Origin of the sequence: Pedobacter sp. GR22-10 (assembly GCF_026239715.1) — a bacterium.
GTDB lineage: Bacteria > Bacteroidota > Bacteroidia > Sphingobacteriales > Sphingobacteriaceae > Pedobacter.
Genome location: NZ_JAPIVR010000004.1, coordinates 307760 through 330611 on the forward strand (window position 1 = coordinate 307760; position 22852 = coordinate 330611).

Sequence of the window (22852 nt, forward strand, 5' to 3'; positions counted from 1 at the left end):
TCCCGCTGATTTTAGATGATTTCGCAGATCAGGTCAAGATTATTAAATCTGCAGAAATCAATTTAATCTGCGGGAGAAACAGGCGTTTAGTTTCCTATTAATGTTCCCACTGATGCTCGCTGATTTCGCAGATCAGGTCAAGATTATTAAATCCGCGGAAATTAATTTAATCTGCGGGATAAACGGGCGTTTAGTTTCCTATTAATGTTCCCGCTGATGTTCGCAGATCAGGTTGCTTCTCTCTGATTCAAATTTGACCTTACTTGAGGTATGAATAAATCAATTGTGCTGTTTTTGAAGATGCTCCGGGCGTCCCCATGAGTTTCATCAATGCCTCATAATCGCGCAGTACGTCTTTTCGGCCTTCGCCATCCAGGATTTGGAAAAGTTCCTGGTTCAACTTTTGTGAATTGCAGTCTTCCTGAATCAACTCCGTAACAATTTTCTTGTTTACAATCAGGTTAACGAGTGAGATGAATTTAATTTTCACCAGCATCCTGGCTATGGCAATGGATATGGCGCCACCTCTATAAACCACCACCTGCGGCACCTTAAACAAGGCGGTTTCCAGTGTAGCGGTCCCCGAAGCGACAATAGCAGCATGTGCAACGTTCAACAGGTTATAGGTATTGTTGAAAAGTAGCCGGACTTTTTTGGTTCCGATAAACTGATGGTAGTAGTCGTCAGAAAAAGTAGGTGCCGCAGCAATAGCAAAAGTATATTCGGGATAATTTTCGGTTACACTTAACATTACCGGCAAAAGCCGTTCAATCTCTTGTTTCCGGCTTCCCGGCAACAGGGCAATTATTTTATCCCCTAAATTATTCTTCGTGCTGAAATTTACATCGGGGCTGAACTGTGCAATTTCATCCAACAGTGGATTACCGACATAATCTACCTCCATCCCCCATTCACGATAAAAATCGACCTCAAATGGCAGGATGCAAAACAGATGATCGACTATTTTTTTGATTTTCAATACCCGCTTCTGATTCCAGGCCCATACTTTAGGTGAAATATAATAACAAACCTTGAGGCCATTGGCTTTTGCAAAATCGGCTATTTTAAGGTTAAACCCCGGGAAATCTATCAAAATCAAAACATCGGGTTTCCATTTCAGCAGGTCATCTTTGCAGGCTTTGAGGTTTTTAAAAATCGTGCGCAAATTCAACACCACTTCCGTAAATCCCATAAAGGCCATATCGGCATAATGTTTAACCAGTTCGCCACCTTCTCCCTGCATTTTATCACCTCCAAAATACCGGAAAACAGCATCGCTATCCTCTGCCTTTAAAGCCTTCATCAGGTTTGCTCCATGTAAATCGCCGGATGCTTCTCCTGCTACGAGGTAATATTTCATAATTTTTATTTTAGCACAAAATCGTCATTGCGGGGAGGCACGACGAAGCCATCTTTGATATTGTTATTGTATTCGTTAATCCTTTTTTTGTTCTGGAAGGATTGCTTCACCCCAACTCACATGCCCCTTCTTCAGTTCGCAATGACGCCAGTTTTTTTCAAAAAACTTTATACGTAAAAAAAATAAAAGCGCACAGAAATGTAGCGGCTAAAATTCCTCTTCCAATGTTAAGTTTATGGTATCTGAAAAAATATTGCATCACATAAGCATTGACAGCAATACTTCCAATATACAGTAAATCAGCTTTCGCCAATACGGCCACATGATGAATGATGTACCAGGCTAATCCGCATAAAATTGCTGGAATGATTAAACCCAGGCCCAGTCCAATCCAAACTGAATCATTCACCTTCCTCAACTTATCATTCATGTTTAATCAATCAGCCTAAGTTAATGCCATCAGGCGATGAAACCTGAGTGATCTGACCAGATTTCGCTTTATTCACCATCCCAAAATCCCAGCTGCTTAGGGTTTGAATGGCGTGATGAGCAGTTAAATCAAACTGCACCGGAACTATGGAAACATAGCCATGTTCCAAAGCCCATACATCGGTATCTTCACCATGATCAAAATTTTCAAAAACACCGGTAAGCCAATAATAAGGACGGTTGTATGGATCGGTTCTTTCGTCAAATTCTTCCATCCATTTCGCATTGGCCTGTCTGCAGATCTTAATTCCTTTTAAATCTGCACCCTTTGGGAAATTAACATTTAACAAGGTGCCTTCAGGTAAACCATTGGCTAAAACCTGTTCGCAAATATTTTTAATATACTTTTTGGTATGACTAAAATCAGCATCAGCAGCAAAATCATCCATGGAAAAACCAATAGACGGAATTTTTTCAATGGCGCCTTCTACGGCGGCAGACATGGTACCGGAATAAAGTACATTGATTGAATTGTTTAAGCCGTGGTTAATTCCTGAAACACATAAATCGGGTTTTTTACCTTTGAATATCTTATTCACGGCAATCTTCACACAGTCTACAGGTGTACCACTGCATTTATACATTTCTACTCCTTCATAAATGCTTACTTTATCAAAGCGAATGGGCTTTCCTATCGTAATGGCATGCCCCATTCCGCTTTGCGGACTATCAGGTGCAACCACCACCACATGGCCAATTTCCTGCATTACTTCCATCAGGTTTTTGATCCCGGTAGCTGTAATCCCGTCATCATTAACTACTAAAATATTGGGTTTAGAACTTTGCTTTGTCATACCGGTAAAAATACGGATTATTAAATTCAGGCCACAATTAATGGCAATTTAATATACTATTTTCATTAATTCCCGCAATTTTGTTTGAGATTTACAAAAAGCATTTCATTCAACAAAAGAAAGCATATATATTTGGGTAAAAATGAGTGCGCTGTTTATACCAATTGAACAGGCATTTATTTTATAAACCAAAAAAACAATTCAATGAAAATCAAACTATTTACTTTAGCTTGTTTTCTGATTACAGGTACAATTGCCCAGGCACAAAATACCTATCAATGGAAAACAGGGTCATCTGGTGGCTACAGTTATAAATATGTAACAAACGATCCCACCAAGACGCGTTTTTATACTTTAAAGAATGGCCTGACCGTTATTTTATCTCAAAATAATAAAGAACCGAATATTGTTTATAAAATGGCTGTCAGGGCGGGCAGTAATACCGACCCACGCACCAATACCGGCCTTGCACATTACCTGGAGCATTTATTATTTAAAGGAACGGATAAATTCGGAACTTTAAATTACGCCAAAGAAAAACCACTTCTGGATAAAATTGAGGCACTTTACGAAACCTACATTAAAACTACAGATCCGGCAAAACGTAAAGAAATTTATAAAGAAATTGATAAGATTTCAGGAGAGGCGTCCAATTATTCTATCGCGAATGAATATGATAAAATGATGAAATCAATTGGAAGCGGTTCAACCAATGCCCATACTTCGGTAGAGGAAACTGTTTATGAAGAAGATTTTCCATCTAACGCAATCGATAAATTTTTAGCTGTTCAGGCCGAACGTTTCCGTTCACCGGTTTTTCGTATTTTCCATACGGAACTGGAGGCTGTTTATGAGGAGAAAAATATCGGAATGGATAATGACGGACGTAAAATGTATGAAAAAATGCTTAATGCTTTATTTCCAACACATAATTATGGCCAGCAAACCACCATTGGTACCATAGAGCACCTTAAAAATCCTTCATTAGTAGAGATCAGAAAATATTACAATAAATATTATGTGCCTAATAACATGGCCCTGATTATGTCTGGTGATATTAATTATGACGACATAATTAAGAAGGTTGACAAAGATTTCTCCTACATGGTTCCAAAGCCATTTGCACTTTACAACCCTGCTGCTGAAAAACCACTTACACAGGTACAAAAAGTTGATATTTATGGCCCAAGCGCAGAAAATTTATATGTAGCTTACCGTGGTTTTGCCCAAAATACCCATCAGAGTTTATTGCTGGATTTAATCGGCAATATCTTATCTAACGGCAAAGCTGGTTTAATGGACATCAACATCAATAAACAACAGAAAATGCTACGTGCCAGTGCAGGTTATAACCAGATGAAAGATTATGGCGTTTTCGTTTTATCAGGTTCACCTAAAGCCGGACAAAGTTTAGAAGAAGCGCAGAAACTATTACTTGAACAGGTTGAACTACTTAAAAAAGGCGAGTTTGATGAGGGACTGATCAAAGCTACTGTAGCCAACGCTAAACTATCGGAATTACAGGCATTTGAGAACAATGATGTACGGGCAGATTATACCATGACTGCCTTTATCCAAAACCGGGGAACCGAATGGGATAAAATGCTGGCCTCAACAGATGCAATGGGTAAAGTATCTAAAAAGGAAATTGTAGATTTTGCCAACAAATTCTTTATCAATAATTATGTTTCTGTTCTGAAACACAAAGGTGAAGATAAGAGCATTTTGAAGGTAGAAAAACCTGCCATAACTGCAGTTAAAACCAATTCGAATGAAGTTTCACCATTTACCAAAAGTATTATTGATGCACCGGTAAAACCAATTGCCCCTAAATTTTTAGATTACACCAAAGACCTTAATTTTGGTAAAGCCGGCATTGCGGATGTAATTACTGTTCAAAACACAGAAAATGAAATCTTCCGCATGAATTATCGTTTTGAGATGGGTTCTTATAACTATAAACTGCTTCCCTATGCATCGCAATACCTGGCTTTCTTAAGCACAGATAAATATTCTGCTGAAGATATCAGTAAAGCTTTTTATAACCTTGCCTGTAACTATAACATCAATGTTGGCACCGATGTAACCACTGTCAGCCTTTCTGGTTTGCAGGAAAACTTTGATAAAGCAACGGCTTTGTTAGAAGATGTATTGGCAAACTGTAAGCCAAATGAAAAAGCACTGGAAGATCTTAAAGGGAGGATTTTAAAATTAAGGGAAAACACAAAATTAAACAAGTCGTCAATTTTAAGCGGCTTGATGAGTTATGCACAATATGGTACTGATAACCCATTTAATTATGGCCTTAGCAACGATGAAATTAAAAACATGAAATCATCTGATTTAATTTATCTGCTGCACAATCTAAGCAATTACCAACATACCATTACTTATTACGGGCCTAAAACCTTAGCTGCTTTTTCTGCAGATATTGTAAAGGTACATCCGTTAGCCAAAGAGTTTACACCGGCAGCACCATTGAAGAAATTTGTTTACACCAAAACAGATTCTAACAAAGTATATTTCGCAGATTATGACATGGTGCAGGCTGAAATCCGCTGGGTAAGAAATGGCGGTTTATATGATCCTTCAAATGCAGCCAAAATTAGTTTATTTAACAACTATTTCGGTGGTGGCATGGGCTCTATCGTATTCCAGACTATCCGCGAATCAAAAGCCTTGGCTTACTCTACATTTGCGGTTTATTCTTCTCCAAACAGTAAGGATAAAGAAAATGCAGTAGTGGCTTATGTAGGTACCCAGGCTGATAAAATGAATGAAGCCGTTGCGGGCATGAATGAACTGCTTACTACTTTACCGGAATCAGATAAGTCTTTCAATCTTTCCAAAGCCAATTCATTGAACAGTATTGAAACTTCCAGGATTACAAAAGATGGCATTATCGCCAGTTATTTTTCAGATAAAAAGTTAGGATTTGATCATGATTCCAGAATAGATGAATATGCCAACCTTAAACCATTAAGTTTTTCGGATGTAAACACTTTCCATCATGATAATTTATCTGCCAAGCCTTACAACTATTGCGTTGTTGCTTCTGAGAAAAAAATTAACATGACTGATTTAGCCAAATTTGGTCCGGTTACTAAATTAACATTGGAGCAGATTTTCGGATACTAAGTAAGACTAAAGCAAAAGCTTAAAGAATAAAGTAAAAAGCGATTTCTGGAAACAGAAATCGCTTTTTTTTATAGCTGTTGGTCTGGAAATATTTTCGAGATTATTGATCTGTGGATTTGTAATCCGCTTTAATAAAATATCCCCAACATCTCATCAGTCTCCATCTGCATACTAATAAATTACAGCCATTTCAATGCCCCTAAAATTTCTTGAATTGAAAACTTTGCCCCGCAAACAAATTCATCGGCCGCACCATAATACAGGGTTAATTCATCACCATTTACCAGATGACCGTTGGTAAATACCACCTCCCCAAAGAAACCATTTATTTCATAATCAGTTGTTGGTACCATAATCGGGTATTCCGTTTGGGCCAATACTTTTGACGGATCTGTCAAATCCATTAAAAAAGCCCCTAAACAGTATTGGTGTTTTTCATTTGCACCATGATAAATTTCAAGCCAACCTTGTGCGGTTCTGATTGGAGCTGCCCCTGCACCTACACGTTTGCTATCCCATTGATGCTTTCTTGTTTTGATGATGCATTGATGGTTTCCCCAGTGGATTCCGTCAGGCGATTCTGCCAGCCAGATATAATTCCCACCTAAATCAACACTACTCGGACGGTGAAGCGCATAAAATTTCCCATTAATTTTTTCTTCAAAAATGGCGCAATCTTTATTATGCGGAGAAATGATCATACCGTGCTTTTCAAAGGTCTTCCAATTTTTGGTGGTACGAAGCCCCACACCTACTCCATGTACAGATACTGCGGTATAGGTAAGGTAATAAGTATCATCAATCTGGGCAACCCGGCAGTCTTCTATTCCAAAGGTTTCATTTTTGCCCTCCCCCAGTAATAACGGGAATCCTTCAGGCTGATAGAAATGAACACCATCTTCACTGCAAACCAAACGGAGGTGCGAAAGTGTGGTTAAATAATCCATTCCTTTATAACGGATGACCCTTGGGTCGTCTGCTATCAGTTCAGGATCATTTTCTTCTATCGATATTATTTCCATTCCTCCATCTTTCAGTACGGGAAAAGAAATGATACCAGGTTCTTGCTTGGGCCGCTCTGCCACCCTGATGATCATCCAGACTTTTCCCTGAAATCTAAATACGCCAGGATTTAATAAACAGGCTATTTCCAAACCAGGCCTGCTCGGAACCAAATCCATTGGTGAAAGAATTGGATTTTCTGAAAATCTTTTAATCTGTTCGTTCATCATACGCATTTAAAACTGTTGCTTATCTACCAAAACTACGAATAGCAATAACCACTTGCCCATAATTTTATTGTTTGATTGAATGATATTAATACTTCGCAAGGATTCATTATGCTCACTAAGAATCAGTTGATCTTACACTAGATTAAGCATATAAAGCTTATTAAAAGTTTCATTTTTAAAACATTCGCTTTCATTCTCTTCAAAAAGAAACTAATTCCGGAAAAATCACTCAAAAAACTATAATTAACCAAGAAATATCAATCTCATTCCGCATAAATTAAATTAAAAAAACAAGATCACACCTATAAAAGTGTTAAAATTTACATCTGGATATTTTTCTGACTATTTTTTACTTAAATTCCATTGTCATCCCCTAAATCATTCAATTACACTAAACAAAACTAAACAATTAATGAAAAAACTACTACTTAGCATGGTTTTAACTTTCGGGTTAATTTCATTTGCTTTCGCACAAAGCAAAATGATTAGCGGTAAAGTTACATCTGGCTCCTCTGGTCCTATACCAGGTGTGAGTGTCTTTGTAAAAGGCTCACCATCCAACATCACGCAAAGTGATGCCACCGGAAATTATAAATTAAATGTTCCCGACAATGCAAAAACACTTGTTTTTAGTTTTATCGGCTATACCACTTTAGAACTGCCCATTAACGGAACAACAGTTAATGCCAGTCTTAAAGAAGAAAACACTACACTTTCTGATGTTGTAGTGGTGGGGTATGGTACGCAAAATAAACGGGATGTATCCGGATCGGTTGCTTCTGTAAAATCAAAAGATCTGGAGAACTTACCTGTAACCAGTTTTGAACAAGCTTTGCAAGGTAAGGCTGCCGGTGTGCAAATATCTGCACAAAACGGAAAAATCGGCCAGGGCATTACGGTTAGGGTTCGTGGTGCCGCTTCTGTTACTGCAGGTAGCGAACCGCTTTATATTGTAGATGGAATCCCCATTACTTCAGGAAATTTCTCAGCAACGTCATCTCCTACAAGTGCACTCGCAGATTTGAATACCAATGATATAGAATCTATCGAAGTGCTAAAAGATGCATCAGCTTCTGCCATTTATGGTGCCAGGGCATCAAACGGTGTTGTGCTAATTACCACTAAACAAGGTAAGACAGGTAAAACATTAATCCAGTTTAATGCGCTCGGCGGAATAAGTACACCCTCAAATCATAGAGAATTTCTGAATGCCGAACAGTATGTTCAACTCATCAGAAGAGCCGGACAAGGTGCTGCTAATCAGGATTTCTTAAATGGAGATTATACCACATTGCAGGAAGCACTTGATGATTATAGTTCCATTGTTGAAGGCAGACTAAATCGTTATTCGGCAGGAAACAATGATTATCAAACCTATAAAGTGAATACGAACTGGGAAAGAGAATCTTATCAGGATAATCCTGTAACACAACAGTATGATTTAAACTTTACTGGCGGCAACGAAAAAACAAAATTTTACATTGGTGGACAGGCACTCAATCAAAATGGTATTTTAGTGGGTAATAGCTATAAGCGCTACAGCGGAAGATTAAACCTGACCAATAAGGCAACAGATTTTCTGGAGGTTGGTATAAATTTGAATTTTTCTAATAGTATCAATAACCGTCTATCCAATGATAATGCTTTTTCTAGTCCATTACAATCAGTGGCCTTATCTCCCATTACGCCATTTATCGATCCAAGATCTGGCTTAATCAGCGGAACTTTACCTGGAGCTGCAACAAATTATCCTGTTTATTATAATCCATTTATTAGCATCGAAAATGCTGCATACAAAGCAACTGTATACCGCACCATAGGGAAAGCATTCGCCAATGTTAACATTGCCAAAGGATTAAAATTCAGCACAGATTTTTCTATTGACAATTTAAACCAGAATGAAGAAAGTTATTATGGTTCACTAACATTTAGAAATACAGGCACTTCCAATGGCGATGGACAAAATATCTCCACATTCGTAATCAATGCCAACACAAACAATTTTTTTAGCTACAATACCACGGCAGGCAAAAGTACTTTTGATGCTATTTTAGGAACAAGTTATCAAAAATCTACTACCAAATTTAGCAGCATTGAGGGCCAGGATTTCCCGAGTGATGCCTATATTAAGTTAGGCTCTGCGGCAACGAAGGTAGTTGCCCTGAGCAATGAAAGTGCCTTTAGTTTTCTTTCCTATTTTTTCAGAGCCAATTACAAATACAATAACCGTTATTTAGTTGGCCTTAGTGTTAGAGCAGATGGTTCATCCCGTTTTGGCGCTAACCACAGATATGGATATTTTCCTGCAGGATCGGTGGCATGGATTGCTTCAGAAGAAGATTTTCTGAAAAATAGTGAAACAGTTAGCTTATTGAAAATTAGAGCAAGTTATGGTCTTACCGGTAATGCAGAAATTGGTAACTATTCAGCAAGAGGCCTGTTTGCCGGAACGGGTGCTTATGGAGGCATAGCTGGTCAGATCCCATCACAAATTGCCAATCCAGACTTAACCTGGGAAAAAACAAAACAACTGGATCTTGGATTTGATTTTGGCTTATTAAAAAACAGGATTACGGGCACCTTTGATTTCTATCAGAAAAACACCACAGATTTATTGCTGGATGTGCGAATTCCCCAAACTACGGGTTTTGGTATTAAGACACAAAACTTGGGTGCCTTGAAAAATAATGGCTTTGAACTGGGCATCAATACTGAAAATTTTGTTGGTGACTTTAAATGGTCTACGGCCATTACAGGTGCCATCAATAATAACAAAATCACGAATCTGGGTGGACAGATCCTAAACTCGAATGAAATCAATGCCGCGGTGGAAGGACAGCCCATTGGTGTATTTTATTTACCAGAATATGCCGGTGTCAATCCAGCCAATGGCGATGCCCTGTATTACTTAAATACCGTAGACCCAAGCACGGGAACCATTAACAGAGGCACAACCACTAATATTAATGAGGCCGCAAGAATATTTGCCGGCAACCCAAACCCTAAATATACCTTCGGTTTAAACAATACATTTTCTTATCAGAACTTTGATTTAACTGTGTTTTTTCAAGGCGTATCTGGCAATAAAATATTTAATGCCGGTGGGCAGTACATGAGTGCAAATGGTTCAAACGGATACGATAACCAGACGGTTGATCAGATGCAATACTGGAATAAGCCAGGTGATATCACTTCCGTTCCTGAACCCAGGTTAGGTTATGGAAACGGAGTAGGATTCTCAACCAGATATATATCAGATGGCAATTATGTCCGCCTAAAAACCTTAACCCTAGGCTATACTTTTCCTGCATCAGTTTTAACGAAGATTAAACTTAGTAAACTGAGACTTTATGCCACAGCCCAAAACCTGGCAACGATTACGGGTTACAAAGGCTGGGACCCGGAGGTTAATGCAGATTATCAATCTACAAACATTAACCAGGGTGTAGATTTTTATTCTGCCCCACAGCCGCGGGTAATTTCACTTGGCATAAACATAGGTTTATAATTTACAGACGAATCAACATGAAAAATACATATAAATATACTTTGCTTTTTGCATCTGCAGTACTTTCTGTAGCCTCATCATGTAAAAAAGCACTTGAAATTTCTCCGGTAAATACCATTGAACAGAGCAATGCACTACGCACTTCAAAAGATGTTGAGGCTGCGCTGGTAGGTTCTTATTCGGCACTTGGAAGCAGAAATCTTTATGGTGGCAGACCATTTTTAATGGCCGATTTCTTAGCAAATACCGATGCCATTGAATGGTATGGAACTTATGCCGAACTTACTCAAACCATCAATAAATCGCTATTAAAAACCAATACCTTTGTAAATAATATTTGGGCGGATAGTTATACCGCAATTAATGATGCCAATAATGTACTGGCAGCGATTGATAAAGTAGATGCCGCGAAAAAAAATAAAGTTGAAGGCGAAGCCAAATTTATCAGAGGCTCGGTTTATTTTGACTTGGTAAGACTGTTTGGCAAGGCATATAATGATGGATCGCCATCAACCAACCCAGGGGTACCTATAGTACTAAGTCCTACTATAAATATTACTGACGGAAGTTATGTTAGCAGAGCAAATGTTGCCGCTGTATACACGCAAGCTATTGCTGATTTAACCGATGCGGAGGCTAAGTTACCAGCAACTAATGGTTTCTTTGCTACAAAATTCGCAGCGGCAGGCATGCTGGCCCGAATCTACCTGCAAATGGGAAACTATGCAGCAGCTGGAGCAGCAGCTAATCGTGTGATTACATCTGGCAATTATAACTTAATAAATACTTTTATTGCAGCATTCCCTAAAATGCCCGAACCAGGAAATTCAGGTCAACCAGCAGACAATACAAAAGAAGATGTCTTTGCAATTCAAGTGAGAACCTTAACAGGCTTTAACGCTTATAATGAATTTTATGCCTCATCAACCTATGGTGGACGTGGAGATGCTGTGATTTCGAAAAATTGGATTGAACGTACTTACAGCACGGATGATGATCGAATTAATGCCTTTTATGATGATGGAGATATGTTCACTTCTAAGTTCGGCAACCAATATGGAAATGTTCCAATTATTAGATTGGCTGAAATGTACCTGATTAGAGCTGAATGTAATGTACGTTTGGCCCCTGCCACACCAATTGGTGGACAAACTCCTCTACAGGATTTGGACGTAATTAGAAATAGGGCTGGATTAACTGCAACCACAGCAACTTTAACGGATATCCTGACCGAAAGAAAACTTGAACTTGCTTTTGAGGGCTTTGCGCTTCATGATGCTAAGCGAACGCAAACCAATATCGGATCTATTCCATGGAATGCAAATCAACTTGTATTCCCAATTCCGCAAATTGAAATTGATGCCAACAAAAATATTGTTCAAAATCCAGGTTACTAAACAAAAATGCTCCCGGAAATCGGGAGCATTTTTTGTTTAAATCAATATTACACTACTTCAAAGCTTTAGCCGCTTCAATAATTTCATCTACCACAGCCGGATCCAACAATGTTGAGGTATCACCCAAATTTGAAGTATCACCCTCTGCTACTTTCCTTAATATTCTCCGCATAATTTTACCGGAACGTGTTTTAGGCAGGCCTGAAACAAAAAGAATTTTATCGGGCTTAGCAATTGCGCCAATAACACGGGTTACGGTTTGAAGGATATCTTTTTTAGTCAGTTCAGCTTCACCATGCATTTCAGGGTTAATCACGAAGGCATAAATGCCTTGCCCTTTGACATCGTGTGGATAACCTACAACCGCACTTTCCACCACTCCAGCGTGCATATTGATGGCATTCTCCACTTCAGCAGTCCCGATCCGATGCCCTGAAACATTTAAAACATCATCTACACGCCCGGTAATTCTGTAATAACCATCCTTATCGCGTAAGCACCCGTCTCCTGTAAAATATAAATTTGGATAAGTAGAAAAATAAGTCTGTTTACACCGCTCATGGTCTCCATAAGTAGTTCGCAGCATTCCAGGCCATGGAAATTTAATACACAGATTCCCCATTACACCATTCCCAACAATTTCCTGCCCGTTTTCATCAACCAGAATAGGCTGAATGCCAGGCAAAGGCAAGGTTGCAAAACTAGGTTTGGTAGGTGTTACTGTAGCGATGGGCGAAATCATGATCCCTCCGGTTTCTGTTTGCCACCAGGTATCAACAATAGGCGCTTTACCCTTTCCTATTTTTTCATCGAACCAGTGCCAGGCTTCTTCGTTAATAGGTTCTCCTACCGATCCTAAAACGCGGATGCTGCTCAGGTCTTTCCCTTCAAGTGGTTCATCACCATAACTCATTAAAGACCGAATTGCTGTTGGCGCCGTATATAAAGTATTTACTTTGTGTTTTTCTACAACATCCCAAAAACGGGATGGGGTTGGATAAGTAGGGATGCCTTCAAATAATACTGAAGTTGCACCTTGAGACAGCGGACCGTAAACAATGTAAGAGTGACCCGTAATCCAGCCAATATCTGCCGTACAGAAATAAACTTCCCCCGGCTGGTAATTGAAGACGTTGGCAAATGTATAACCGGCATAAACCATGTAGCCGCCACAGGTATGCACAACACCTTTTGGTTTTCCGGTTGAACCGGATGTGTAAAGAATGAAAAGCATGTCTTCTGCATCCATTTCTTCCGCTTCACAAATATCATTAACATGCTTCACTTCATCTTCCCACCATACATCACGGCCTTTTAACATGGAAACAGGCGTACGCACATGTGTCAGCACAATACATTTTTCTACCGTTGGGCACCCAATCAGTGCATCATCAATTACATCCTTTAAAGGAATCTGTTTACTTCCGCGATAGGCACCATCTGCCGTGATCACCACTTTACATTGCGAATCATTAATACGATCGGCGATTGATTTAGCAGAAAAACCGCCAAAAATGACGGAGTGAACGGCACCGATTCTGGCACAAGCCAAAACAGCGATCGCCAGTTCCGGAACCATTGGCATATAGATACAAATGCGGTCGCCTTTTTTTGCACCATTACGTTTTAATACATTGGCAAAGCGGCAAACACGTTCATGCAGCATTTTATAGGTAAGCTTAACGCTTTCTTCTTCAGGATTGTTGGGTTCCCAGATGATGGCAGGTTGATCACCGCTTTTTTCCAGGTGGCGATCCAGACAATTTTCGGTAATATTCAGTTTTGCACCTTCAAACCATTTGATTTCAGGTGCTTCAAAATTCCATGATAATACCTTAAACCAAGGTTTACGCCATTGAAAATTCTGCGCAACCTCCCCCCAGAACTGTTCCGGATTTTCTACGCTTTTTTTGAAATCTTCCTCGTATTGCTTAAAAGATGTAATTTGCATTGCTCAATTATATGTTTTGGATTAGTATCGGCTAATTTAATTAAATAATGATAAGGAGAAATATTCAAAGATGATTAAAATGAATCCTGCACCATATTTAAAAAATATATGAAAATATTTACAGGCTCTCTTGCGCTTTTCATTTATTATTCAGATATTTGCACACTCTTAAAAAAATTAAGCGGACGATATTAACAACTATATTTACAAGTCATGTCAAGAGTTTGTGATTTAACAGGAAAAAAAGCAATGGTAGGTAACAACGTTTCTCACTCAAACGTTAAAACCAAACGCAAATTTTACCCGAACCTTCAACTTCAGAAATTTTATATTCCTGAAGAAAACCGTTGGATTACGTTGAAAGTTTCAACTTCAGCGATCAAAACCATTAATAAAGTGGGTATCAGCGAAGCCATTAACCGTTTCGTTAAAAAAGGATTTTTGTAAAAACATTAACTGTTGAGATTAACAGTTTAAATTTATATTATAATGGCAAAAAAAGGTAACAGAGTTCAGGTTATTTTAGAATGTACTGAACATAAAGAAAGTGGCATGCCAGGTATGTCTAGATATATTTCTACCAAAAACCGTAAAAACACGACCGAGCGTTTAGAATTGAAAAAATTCAATCCGGTATTGAGAAAAGTAACCGTACATAAAGAGATAAAATAATTGGATGATAGATTGATTCAATGATTGAGTTAAAAATTCTTTCATTTCAACATTCTATAATTCGATCATTAAAATTATAAAAACATGGCAAAGAAAGTAGTTGCAACCCTTAAAACAGGTACAGGTAAAGAATATTCGAAAGTAATTACAATGGTTAAATCACCAAAAACAGGTGCTTATTCATTTAAAGAACTTATCGTTCATAACGACCACGTAAAAGATGCTGTTGCATCTAAATAAGGTTAGTATTTTAATATTGAACATATTAAAGGCCGTTCCGTTTTAACCGGAAGGGCTTTTTTTGTTATATAAAATTTAGATATGGGCTTATTTGATTTTTTCAAGAAGAAAGAGACTGCGCCTGAAGCTCAGGAAGCTTTAGAGAAGGGTTTAGAGAAAACAAAAGATGGTTTCTTTAATAAAATTACCAAAGCTGTTGCCGGTAAATCTACTGTTGATGATGAAGTACTGGATAACCTGGAGGAAGTTTTAGTCACTTCTGATGTGGGCGTAAAAACCACTTTAAAGATTATCTCACGTATTGAGGGCCGTGTATCAAAAGATAAATACCTCAATACTTCTGAATTGAATTACATCCTTCGCGATGAAATCCAATTGCTTTTATCAGAAAACAACAGCAATGATTTCCGCCAGTTTGAATATGGCGACCATAAGCCTTATGTCATTATGGTCGTGGGTGTAAATGGCGTGGGAAAAACCACAACAATTGGTAAGCTGGCGCATAAACTGAAAGAATCGGGCTTAAAAGTTGTTTTAGGTGCGGCTGATACTTTTAGGGCGGCAGCTGTAGATCAGATTAAACTCTGGGGTGAACGTGTAGGTGTTCGGGTAGTGGCGCAAGCCATGGGCTCTGATCCTGCTTCTGTTGCTTTTGACACGCTGCAATCAGCCGTAGCTGCTGGTGAAGATGTCGTAATTATCGATACAGCCGGCCGTTTACACAATAAAGTTGGCCTGATGAATGAATTGGGTAAAATTAAGCAGGTGATGCAAAAAGTGGTACCCAATGCCCCACATGAGATTTTATTGGTGCTGGATGCCTCTACCGGACAAAATGCTTTTGAGCAATGCAAGCAGTTTACAGAAGCTACTGATGTAAATGCATTAGCCATTACAAAACTAGACGGAACGGCTAAAGGCGGCGTGGTAATTGGTATTTCTGATCAGTTTAAAATACCCGTTAAATACATTGGTGTGGGTGAAAAAATAGGAGATTTACAGCTTTTTGATAAAAAAGAGTTTGTGAATAGCTTGTTTAAATAACGCAATCTGTTGAGTACAAATATTTTTCACTTCGTGGTTGATATCAGAGATTTTTAGGTGATTTCACAGATCTTGTTAGCTAGTTTATTTACAATATCTGACGTTGACTAAGCTGTAAGAAAGATTTTTGGTATATTTAAGTATGATTGAAGATCAAAAAGATAGCCTGACTGCCATAATAATTGGATGTTGTTACCAGGTTCACAATGAACTTGGCCCAGGATTTCTTGAAAAGATCTATGCGAATGCGTTAAAAATTAAATTAAAGCAGGCCGGTTTACTATTTATGGCAGAAAAAGAATTTGATGTCATATTTGAAAACGTAATTATAGGAAAATTCCGTTGTGATTTATTGGTCGAGAATAAAGTTATTGTTGAATTGAAATCAGTCGCTGGTTTTCAACCTAAGTTATTTCAAAGTCAATTATTGTCTTATCTAAAAGCCAGCAAAATTAAAACAGGTTTGTTAATTAATTTCGGAAATACCAGTTGCGAAGTGAAAAGATTATCTGTGTAAACAAAAACAACTGGTGTAATCATCGGCAATTTGTTGTATATCACCAAAATCGGTGAAATCAAATACAATCGGTGGAATTAAATAAAAATATGAATACCAAAATTATAAAAAGTAAATCTGCTATAAAACAACCTAAAATCAATGTGATTACTTTGGGTTGCTCTAAAAATATTTACGATTCGGAAGTATTGATGGGACAGCTGCGTGGAAACAATTTAAATGTGGTGCACGAATCTGACAAAATGGGAAAAGATGATATCGTAGTCATTAATACCTGTGGATTTATAGATAATGCCAAACAGGAATCAATTGATACCATTCTGCAGTTCAGCGAGCTGAAAGAAGCTGGCAAGATAGGAAAGGTTGTAGTTACAGGATGTTTATCTGAGCGTTACAAACCCGAACTGGAATCAGAAATCACCAATGTTGATGCCTTTTTCGGCACCAATGATTTGCAAAATATCTTACATGAACTAGGAGCGAATTACAAACATGAACTGATTGGTGAACGTTTGCTTACCACCCCTTCTCATTTCGCCTATTTTAAAATTGCCGAAGGCTGTAACCGTCCGTGTTCATTTTGTGCCATCCCGCTGATGCGCGGAAAGCACATGAGTAAACCCATGGAAGAATTGGTTAACGAAGCCAAAATCCTGGCCAAAAATGGCACAAAAGAGTTAATTTTAATTGCGCAGGACCTCACCTATTATGGGCTTGATTTATATGGCGTTCGTAAATTAGATGAACTGATGCGCCGCCTTTCTGACGTTCCCGGAATTGAATGGATCCGTTTGCAATATGCCTATCCGAGTGGTTTCCCAATGGAAATTTTAGATGCCATGAATGAGCGTGATAACATTTGTAATTACCTTGACATGCCGTTGCAGCACATTACGGATAACATGTTAAAATCAATGCGCCGTGGGACCACGAAACAGAAAACCATCGACCTGGTAAACCAGATCAGAGATAAGGTGCCGAATATAGCCATGCGTACAACATTGATTTGTGGTTATCCCGGTGAAACACAGCATGATTTTGAAGAAATGACTGCTTGGGTGGCAGAAACTAAATTTGATCGCTTAGGTTGTTTCACGTATTCGCATGAAGAAAAAACACATGCACATACGCTGATTGATAATGTACCTGATGAGGTAAAACAACAACGTGTTGATGACATTATGGAAATTCAGCAAGGCATTTCATTTGAGATCAACCAGGAAAAAGTTGGTCAGACATTTAAAGTACTGGTTGACAAAAAAGAAGGCGACTTCTTTGTGGGAAGAACAGAGTTTGATTCTCCCGAAGTAGACAATGAAGTTTTAATAGATGCTGCAACAGGTTATGCCGCAAACGGAAGTTTCGTTCAGGTTAAAATAGACCGTGCCGAAGATTTCGATTTGTATGGCACAATCGTTTAAGATAATTACCTTTACATTAATCCCGATAGCAATTACTCCTATCGGGATTTTTTTTGCTGTTATTTTTTCTCTGAACTGTAGCGGTATCCCTAACACAGTCGTTTAAAGAAAAAAACAATGATGAAAAAAATCTTTATCGTTCTCGCAGTCATGCTTGTCGTTGGCATTGCTTGTAAAAAAACAATTGATCCGGGCGGAGGTGCATGTGCCTGCTCCCCTACCGAAGAACCATCTTACTTAAGTTTATCTATAAAAGGAGATAATGGTTCAGATTTGTTAAATGCAGCAAATGTTGGTGCATTTAGTAAAGATCAAATACAACTTTATTATAAGGACAATCAAGGCGTTTCGCAGTCAATAGAATTTACCATCAGGCAATCTTTCTCTCGTGGAACCACGGTATATGCATTTAACCAATTATTTTCCACCCAAATTACGTCACTTGCTAAAAATATCAATCACACATTTTTCCTGAAACTTGGCGATCGCCAGCCGTTAGCGCTTAACCTGAAGATGAATGGAAACAAAACAGAGCAATTGTTAATAAATCAGGTAGCAGTACCTCTGGAAACAATGGTACCAAATGACGATTTCTACATCAAAAGTATATTTTCGCTAAAATTATAAAGCAAAAAAGCAGCTCATTATGAATGAGCTGCTTTCCTTACTAAATTTGCCTGACCCTATTTTTTAGATTGTGGTCTGTTTTTGATCTGGCTAGCTTTTAACCAGATTTTTGCACCTTTAGCATTAACATAATACTTTTCGTTTTTCGAATTGATGTATACATCAGAACCATCAGGTGCCATCTTACCTTTCCAGGTTTTATCTGCAACCTTTGAACCACCTTTAACAGCAACTTCAGCCGTTTTATTGCCTACAGATTTTGCACCTTTTTCAATAGCTTTACCGGTATGATCTAATGCTTTTCCTACTTCTGTTTTTTTCTCTTGTGCACCAGCACTGAAGGTTAATCCACCAACTAATGCAAGCGCTAATAATCCGATTGAAAATTTCTTTTTCATGGCCTTTATATTTATTTCAGATGATAACAGCCGTTGATTAATTTTGTTTTAATTTACAGGCAACCAAAATGTTAAATAATTTTCCATTCCAGGGTTAAAAACCAGATTAATAAATTGAAGGCAATACCATCAAAGAATGGTAAGCGGTGCAATAAACGTGGTGTAGTACATCTTTTCCATCACCGCAACAAATGATTAATTTAATTTTTCAGCCAGTAACTTCATCTCCACCTGTGGTGAACGGTTACCGTATAAAATATTATGAACGGCCTTGCTGATTGGCATATCTACATCATATGACTGATTTTTAATATGCATACATTTAACGGCATAATAGCCCTCCGCAATCATATTCATTTCAAGCTGTGCCGATTTAACGGTATAGCCCTTGCCTACCATATTGCCAAAAGTACGGTTACGACTGAATTGCGAGTAAGCCGTAACCAGTAAATCGCCCAGATAGGCAGATTCCATAATGTCTCTGTCGATTGGATGCACTGCATCAACAAAACGCTTAATTTCACGGATGGCATTGCTGATTAATACGGCCTGGAAATTATCACCATAACCAATACCATGGCAAATACCGCTGGCCACCGCATAAATATTTTTTAATACTGCAGCGTATTCGGTACCGAAAATATCATCTGATACATTGGTTTTGATATAACGTGTATTTAAAAACGCCGCAAATGTAGCAGCCTTTTCCACATCCGTACAGGCAATGGTCAGGTAAGAAAGCTTTTCGAAAGCCACTTCCTCTGCATGGCAGGGACCACTGACCACTAAAATATTTTCATAAGGTACCTGATAAACTTCGTGCAAAAACTCACCGATGATCAGGTTATCCTCCGGTACGATTCCTTTTATCGCCGAAATAATTTTTTTCCCTTTTAAATCTTCCGGAGTGATGCCTTTTAAACTTTCCTTTAAAAAAGCAGCTGGAACGTTCAAGATGACAAAATCTGCTGACTGGATGATACAGGCAATATCTGAAGAAATCTGATGTTCTGGCAATTTAATTTCTACAGAACTAAGGTAATGAGGATTGTGCTTGAACTTTTTAATGTGTTCTATCGCCACTTCATTGCGCATCCACCAATAAATTTCCTTCTCAGATAAATTATCAGATAGCATTTTCACAATAGCAGTAGCCCAGCTACCGCCTCCTATCATTGCTATTTTAGGTACCATTCTATAAAAAAGATTTAAGGTAAAAGGTGTAAGCTTTAGGATATAGACCATTGCCTTAAATCCTAAACCTTACACCTTAAACAACGCAAGTTACTATTTCTTGCGATTAATTATCATCTACTTTTTACCGTCTTTGCTAAACAATTGGTCTTTAGCTGTTTTTTCTACGATCATTCCATCCTTTAATTTATTTTGAATGGCAGAATATGGTCCGGTTACAATTTCTTGTCCGGCTTTAAGACCAGATTTAACAATAATAAACTGATCGTTTTGGATACCAGTGGTTACTTCAGCTTTTTTAACCTTTTTGGTTTTAGCATCGTAAGTGTATACAAACTGCTTAACCTTTTTATCTGTTAATTTAGATTTTTGTTTATCTGCACTTTCCTGATTCCCCTGGTTTTGATCGGCATTTTTACCGCTTTCAGTAAATACGGCCTGAATCGGAATGGCTAAACCATTCACTGAAGCACTTTCGATATCTACTGTAGCTGACATCCCGGGACGGAAAATAGATTGCTGTTTGCCTTCCATGACCTCAGTAATCCTGATTTTAACTGAAAAGTTGGTTACCTGATCTACAGAAGTGCCGGTGGTCGTACCAACAGCGGTTGATGAACTGGCAATTTCAGTAACGATTCCCCTGAATTTTTTATCAGAAAATGCGTCAACTTCTATTGCAGCCTTATCACCCACTTTAACGCGGGTAATATCATTTTCATTCACATCCACATTCACTTCCATGGAAGATAAATTTGATATGCGCATAATTTCGGTACCGGCCATTTGAGAAGTACCTAAAATACGGTCGCCTAATTCGATGGAAAGTTTAGAAACTACCCCGTCTGCCGGTGCATAAATTGTTGTTCTGGCTAAGTTCGCTCCTGCTTCTTTCACATTTGCACCAGTTTGCTCCAGCGTAAATTTGGCACCGGTTACACTTTCTTTAGCACTGGCTAATGTTGCTTTAGCGGTTAAATATGCTGCTTTGGCCGAATCAAATTCAGAAGCAGAAATTACCTTTTTCTGAAACAGTTCAACATTACGTTTATAGGTGGCTTCCGCATTAACAAAGTTAGCCTGATTTTGAATCAGCTGTTGTTGTGCAGCCGCTACACTTGCTTTTTGTGCATTAAATGTTGCCACGCTTCTTTCATAACCTGACTGTAAGATATCCGGACGAACCTTACAAAGCAGCTGGCCTGCCTTTACAATATCACCTTCCTTAACCTTCAATTCTACTACTTCACCTGAAACCTCAGAGCTGAGTTTCACTTCGGTTTCGGGTTGAATTTTACCACTTGCGGTTACTGTTTCCACAACATTTTTTGTGTTTGCTTTTTCAGTAGTTACTTTCTCAGTTTTATCTCCGCCAATCACGCCCGCCAGTTTTAATCCGATAAGAATGGCAATGATCACACCAATGGTAATGAGTATATGTTTCAGTTTCATAATTGTTAATGTGTTTCCTTTGTGGTTATTTAAAATGTTATCTGTTTCCCTAAGTAATAATCAATCACTTTGGCTCTGAATAAAAGATCATATTTAGCCTGAATAAAATCTATTTCCGCTTTATTTCTATTCGTCTGGGCTGTACTGTAATCCAATGAATTTACCAGGCCAACATTGTAACGTTGCTCAACTACATAAAATGCATCTTTTTGAGCATCAAAAGCATTTTGTGTAGAACTGTACCTGCTTTCGGCTGCTTTTAAATCCGTTGTGGCCTGAAAGATTACCTTATTTAAATTGTTCTTTGCAAGCTGCTCTGAAGTTAATGTATTCTGATAAGTTATTTTCGCCCTCCGGACATTTGAGCGGGCAGTAAATCCATTAAAAATAGGAATCTGTAAACTCATCCCAATACTTTGTCCTAAACGTTGATTAATCTGATCTGCAAATGATGACTGCGGAAATGCTCCGGAATAATCAAACTGGTACGAATAAGAAGTATTAAGTCCGGCACCCAGACTTAATGAAGGCGCATAAGCACCTTTTGCAACTGCAATTGCTTGTTTAGCTGCCAGTGAACGTAAATTTGCCAGTTTTATATCCGGAAAAATGTTCAAGGCATTATTGTAAATTTCTTCAGCATTAGCTGCTGAAGAAGCTGCTTTAACATTATCAATTAATGGCGCCTGCACAACAAATCGCTGGTTGGGTTGCATTTCCATAAGTTGTCCCAGCGTTAAATAAGAAATTGACAACGCATTTTGAGCATTTGTTAAATTAAGCTCCGCAGTGGCCGCCTGAGATTTAGCCTGAGATACATCAGCAAGTGTTTTATTTCCCGCATCAAGTAAAGCATTTTCCCTGATTAAAGTTTTATTGGCTATATCCAGTTGTTCTTTTGATGCCCTTTCCAAGTCAGCATTATATAAAACCTGAAGGTAGGCCGTAACCACACTTAAAATTAAATCATTTTTAATCTTGTCTACATTGGTTTGATCAGCTTGTAATAACAATTTATTTTGTCTGATCTGATTAATTTTAGAAAAGCCTTGAAACAAATTAACATTAGAACTCAAATTACCGCTTGTATATAAGGATGTTTGATTGGTCACCTGAAAAGTGGTTTGATCCAAACCACGTCCGAATGTTAAATTTGGACTCACACTTGCGCTTAAGGTCGGATACAGTGCGTATTTAGATTGCGTTAAATTTTCATCAGTAATTGCAGCATTAAACTGCGCCTGCTTAATGGTAAGATTATTTTTCAAGGTATTATCAACCGCTTGCTGTATGGTAATGACTTCCTGTGCTTTAAGCGTTTGGCCAAAACCTAGCGCAACTAACAATACAGAACCGGTAAAAAACTTTGTTTGGGTAAACATCTTCATAATTTGTTTTCAAATCTATATAAACAACTC

19 protein-coding genes are annotated in these 22852 nt (G+C 38.3%); 10 read left to right on the plus strand and 9 right to left on the minus strand.

Annotated features, from left to right (window positions below; genetic code table 11):
* Positions 1-259: 259 nt before the first annotated feature.
* The 3 genes from lpxB to surE form a co-directional block, all read right to left on the minus strand.
* Complete coding sequence (gene lpxB / locus OQX64_RS17810; RefSeq protein ID WP_265819795.1) at positions 260-1360, minus strand: lipid-A-disaccharide synthase; 1101 nt, start codon at positions 1358-1360, stop codon at positions 260-262.
* Positions 1361-1517: 157 nt separating this feature from the next.
* On the minus strand, positions 1518-1790 hold the full coding sequence (locus OQX64_RS17815) for a stationary phase survival protein SurE (RefSeq protein ID WP_088301999.1): 273 nt from the start codon (positions 1788-1790) through the stop codon (positions 1518-1520).
* 10 nt (positions 1791-1800) lie between these two features.
* Positions 1801-2643 carry a 5'/3'-nucleotidase SurE gene (gene surE, locus OQX64_RS17820; RefSeq protein ID WP_265819796.1) on the minus strand — a complete coding sequence of 281 codons (843 nt, stop codon included), beginning with the start codon at positions 2641-2643 and terminating at the stop codon, positions 1801-1803.
* Positions 2644-2847: 204 nt separating this feature from the next.
* Here surE and OQX64_RS17825 point away from each other — a divergent pair, with 204 nt between their 5' ends.
* A complete protein-coding gene (locus OQX64_RS17825; RefSeq protein ID WP_265819797.1) occupies positions 2848-5781 on the plus strand; it encodes a M16 family metallopeptidase in 2934 nt (977 codons plus the stop codon).
* A 179-nt stretch (positions 5782-5960) separates the two neighbouring features.
* Here the strand turns inward: OQX64_RS17825 and OQX64_RS17830 are convergent, their stop codons facing one another.
* Positions 5961-7013: a glycoside hydrolase family 130 protein gene (locus OQX64_RS17830; protein WP_322974976.1), complete on the minus strand. Its 1053-nt coding sequence runs from the start codon at positions 7011-7013 to the stop codon at positions 5961-5963.
* Positions 7014-7425: 412 nt separating this feature from the next.
* Here OQX64_RS17830 and OQX64_RS17835 point away from each other — a divergent pair, with 412 nt between their 5' ends.
* Both OQX64_RS17835 and OQX64_RS17840 read left to right on the plus strand, forming a co-directional pair.
* Entirely contained in the window at positions 7426-10521 is a 3096-nt protein-coding gene (locus tag OQX64_RS17835) for a SusC/RagA family TonB-linked outer membrane protein (RefSeq protein WP_265819798.1), read from the plus strand.
* A gap of 17 nt (positions 10522-10538) precedes the next feature.
* A complete protein-coding gene (locus OQX64_RS17840) occupies positions 10539-11918 on the plus strand; it encodes a RagB/SusD family nutrient uptake outer membrane protein (RefSeq protein ID WP_265819799.1) in 1380 nt (459 codons plus the stop codon).
* A gap of 52 nt (positions 11919-11970) precedes the next feature.
* On the opposite strand, the gene acs is transcribed toward OQX64_RS17840, so the two are convergent.
* Positions 11971-13869, minus strand: a complete 1899-nt coding sequence (gene acs / locus OQX64_RS17845) for an acetate--CoA ligase (RefSeq protein ID WP_265819800.1) — start codon at positions 13867-13869, stop codon at positions 11971-11973.
* Positions 13870-14082: 213 nt separating this feature from the next.
* Between acs and rpmB the strand changes: the two genes are divergently transcribed.
* The 7 genes from rpmB (at position 14083) to OQX64_RS17880 (ending at position 18390) form a co-directional block, all read left to right on the plus strand.
* Positions 14083-14316 carry a 50S ribosomal protein L28 gene (gene rpmB, locus OQX64_RS17850; protein ID WP_025145121.1) on the plus strand — a complete coding sequence of 78 codons (234 nt, stop codon included), beginning with the start codon at positions 14083-14085 and terminating at the stop codon, positions 14314-14316.
* Positions 14317-14358: 42 nt separating this feature from the next.
* On the plus strand, positions 14359-14541 hold the full coding sequence (rpmG, locus tag OQX64_RS17855) for a 50S ribosomal protein L33 (protein ID WP_010599807.1): 183 nt from the start codon (positions 14359-14361) through the stop codon (positions 14539-14541).
* An 84-nt stretch (positions 14542-14625) separates the two neighbouring features.
* Positions 14626-14781 (plus strand): DUF4295 domain-containing protein, encoded by a 156-nt coding sequence (locus OQX64_RS17860; protein WP_088301992.1) that lies wholly within the window; start codon positions 14626-14628, stop codon positions 14779-14781.
* 81 nt (positions 14782-14862) lie between these two features.
* On the plus strand, positions 14863-15825 hold the full coding sequence (gene ftsY / locus OQX64_RS17865) for a signal recognition particle-docking protein FtsY (protein ID WP_088301991.1): 963 nt from the start codon (positions 14863-14865) through the stop codon (positions 15823-15825).
* A 142-nt stretch (positions 15826-15967) separates the two neighbouring features.
* Positions 15968-16342, plus strand: coding sequence for a GxxExxY protein (locus tag OQX64_RS17870; protein ID WP_265819801.1), 375 nt, complete (start codon positions 15968-15970; stop codon positions 16340-16342).
* Between the two features lie 89 nt (positions 16343-16431).
* A complete protein-coding gene (gene rimO, locus OQX64_RS17875) occupies positions 16432-17763 on the plus strand; it encodes a 30S ribosomal protein S12 methylthiotransferase RimO (protein WP_265819802.1) in 1332 nt (443 codons plus the stop codon).
* 117 nt (positions 17764-17880) lie between these two features.
* Complete coding sequence (locus OQX64_RS17880; RefSeq protein ID WP_265819803.1) at positions 17881-18390, plus strand: hypothetical protein; 510 nt, start codon at positions 17881-17883, stop codon at positions 18388-18390.
* Between the two features lie 56 nt (positions 18391-18446).
* Here OQX64_RS17880 and OQX64_RS17885 read toward each other — a convergent pair whose 3' ends face one another.
* The 4 genes from OQX64_RS17885 to OQX64_RS17900 form a co-directional block, all read right to left on the minus strand.
* Positions 18447-18788, minus strand: coding sequence for a hypothetical protein (locus OQX64_RS17885; RefSeq protein ID WP_088301987.1), 342 nt, complete (start codon positions 18786-18788; stop codon positions 18447-18449).
* A gap of 195 nt (positions 18789-18983) precedes the next feature.
* Positions 18984-19982, minus strand: coding sequence for an NAD(P)H-dependent glycerol-3-phosphate dehydrogenase (locus tag OQX64_RS17890; RefSeq protein WP_253249045.1), 999 nt, complete (start codon positions 19980-19982; stop codon positions 18984-18986).
* A gap of 117 nt (positions 19983-20099) precedes the next feature.
* Positions 20100-21434 (minus strand): efflux RND transporter periplasmic adaptor subunit, encoded by a 1335-nt coding sequence (locus OQX64_RS17895; RefSeq protein ID WP_088301986.1) that lies wholly within the window; start codon positions 21432-21434, stop codon positions 20100-20102.
* A 29-nt stretch (positions 21435-21463) separates the two neighbouring features.
* A complete protein-coding gene (locus OQX64_RS17900; RefSeq protein WP_265819804.1) occupies positions 21464-22822 on the minus strand; it encodes a TolC family protein in 1359 nt (452 codons plus the stop codon).
* Between the last annotated feature and the right edge of the window lie 30 nt (positions 22823-22852).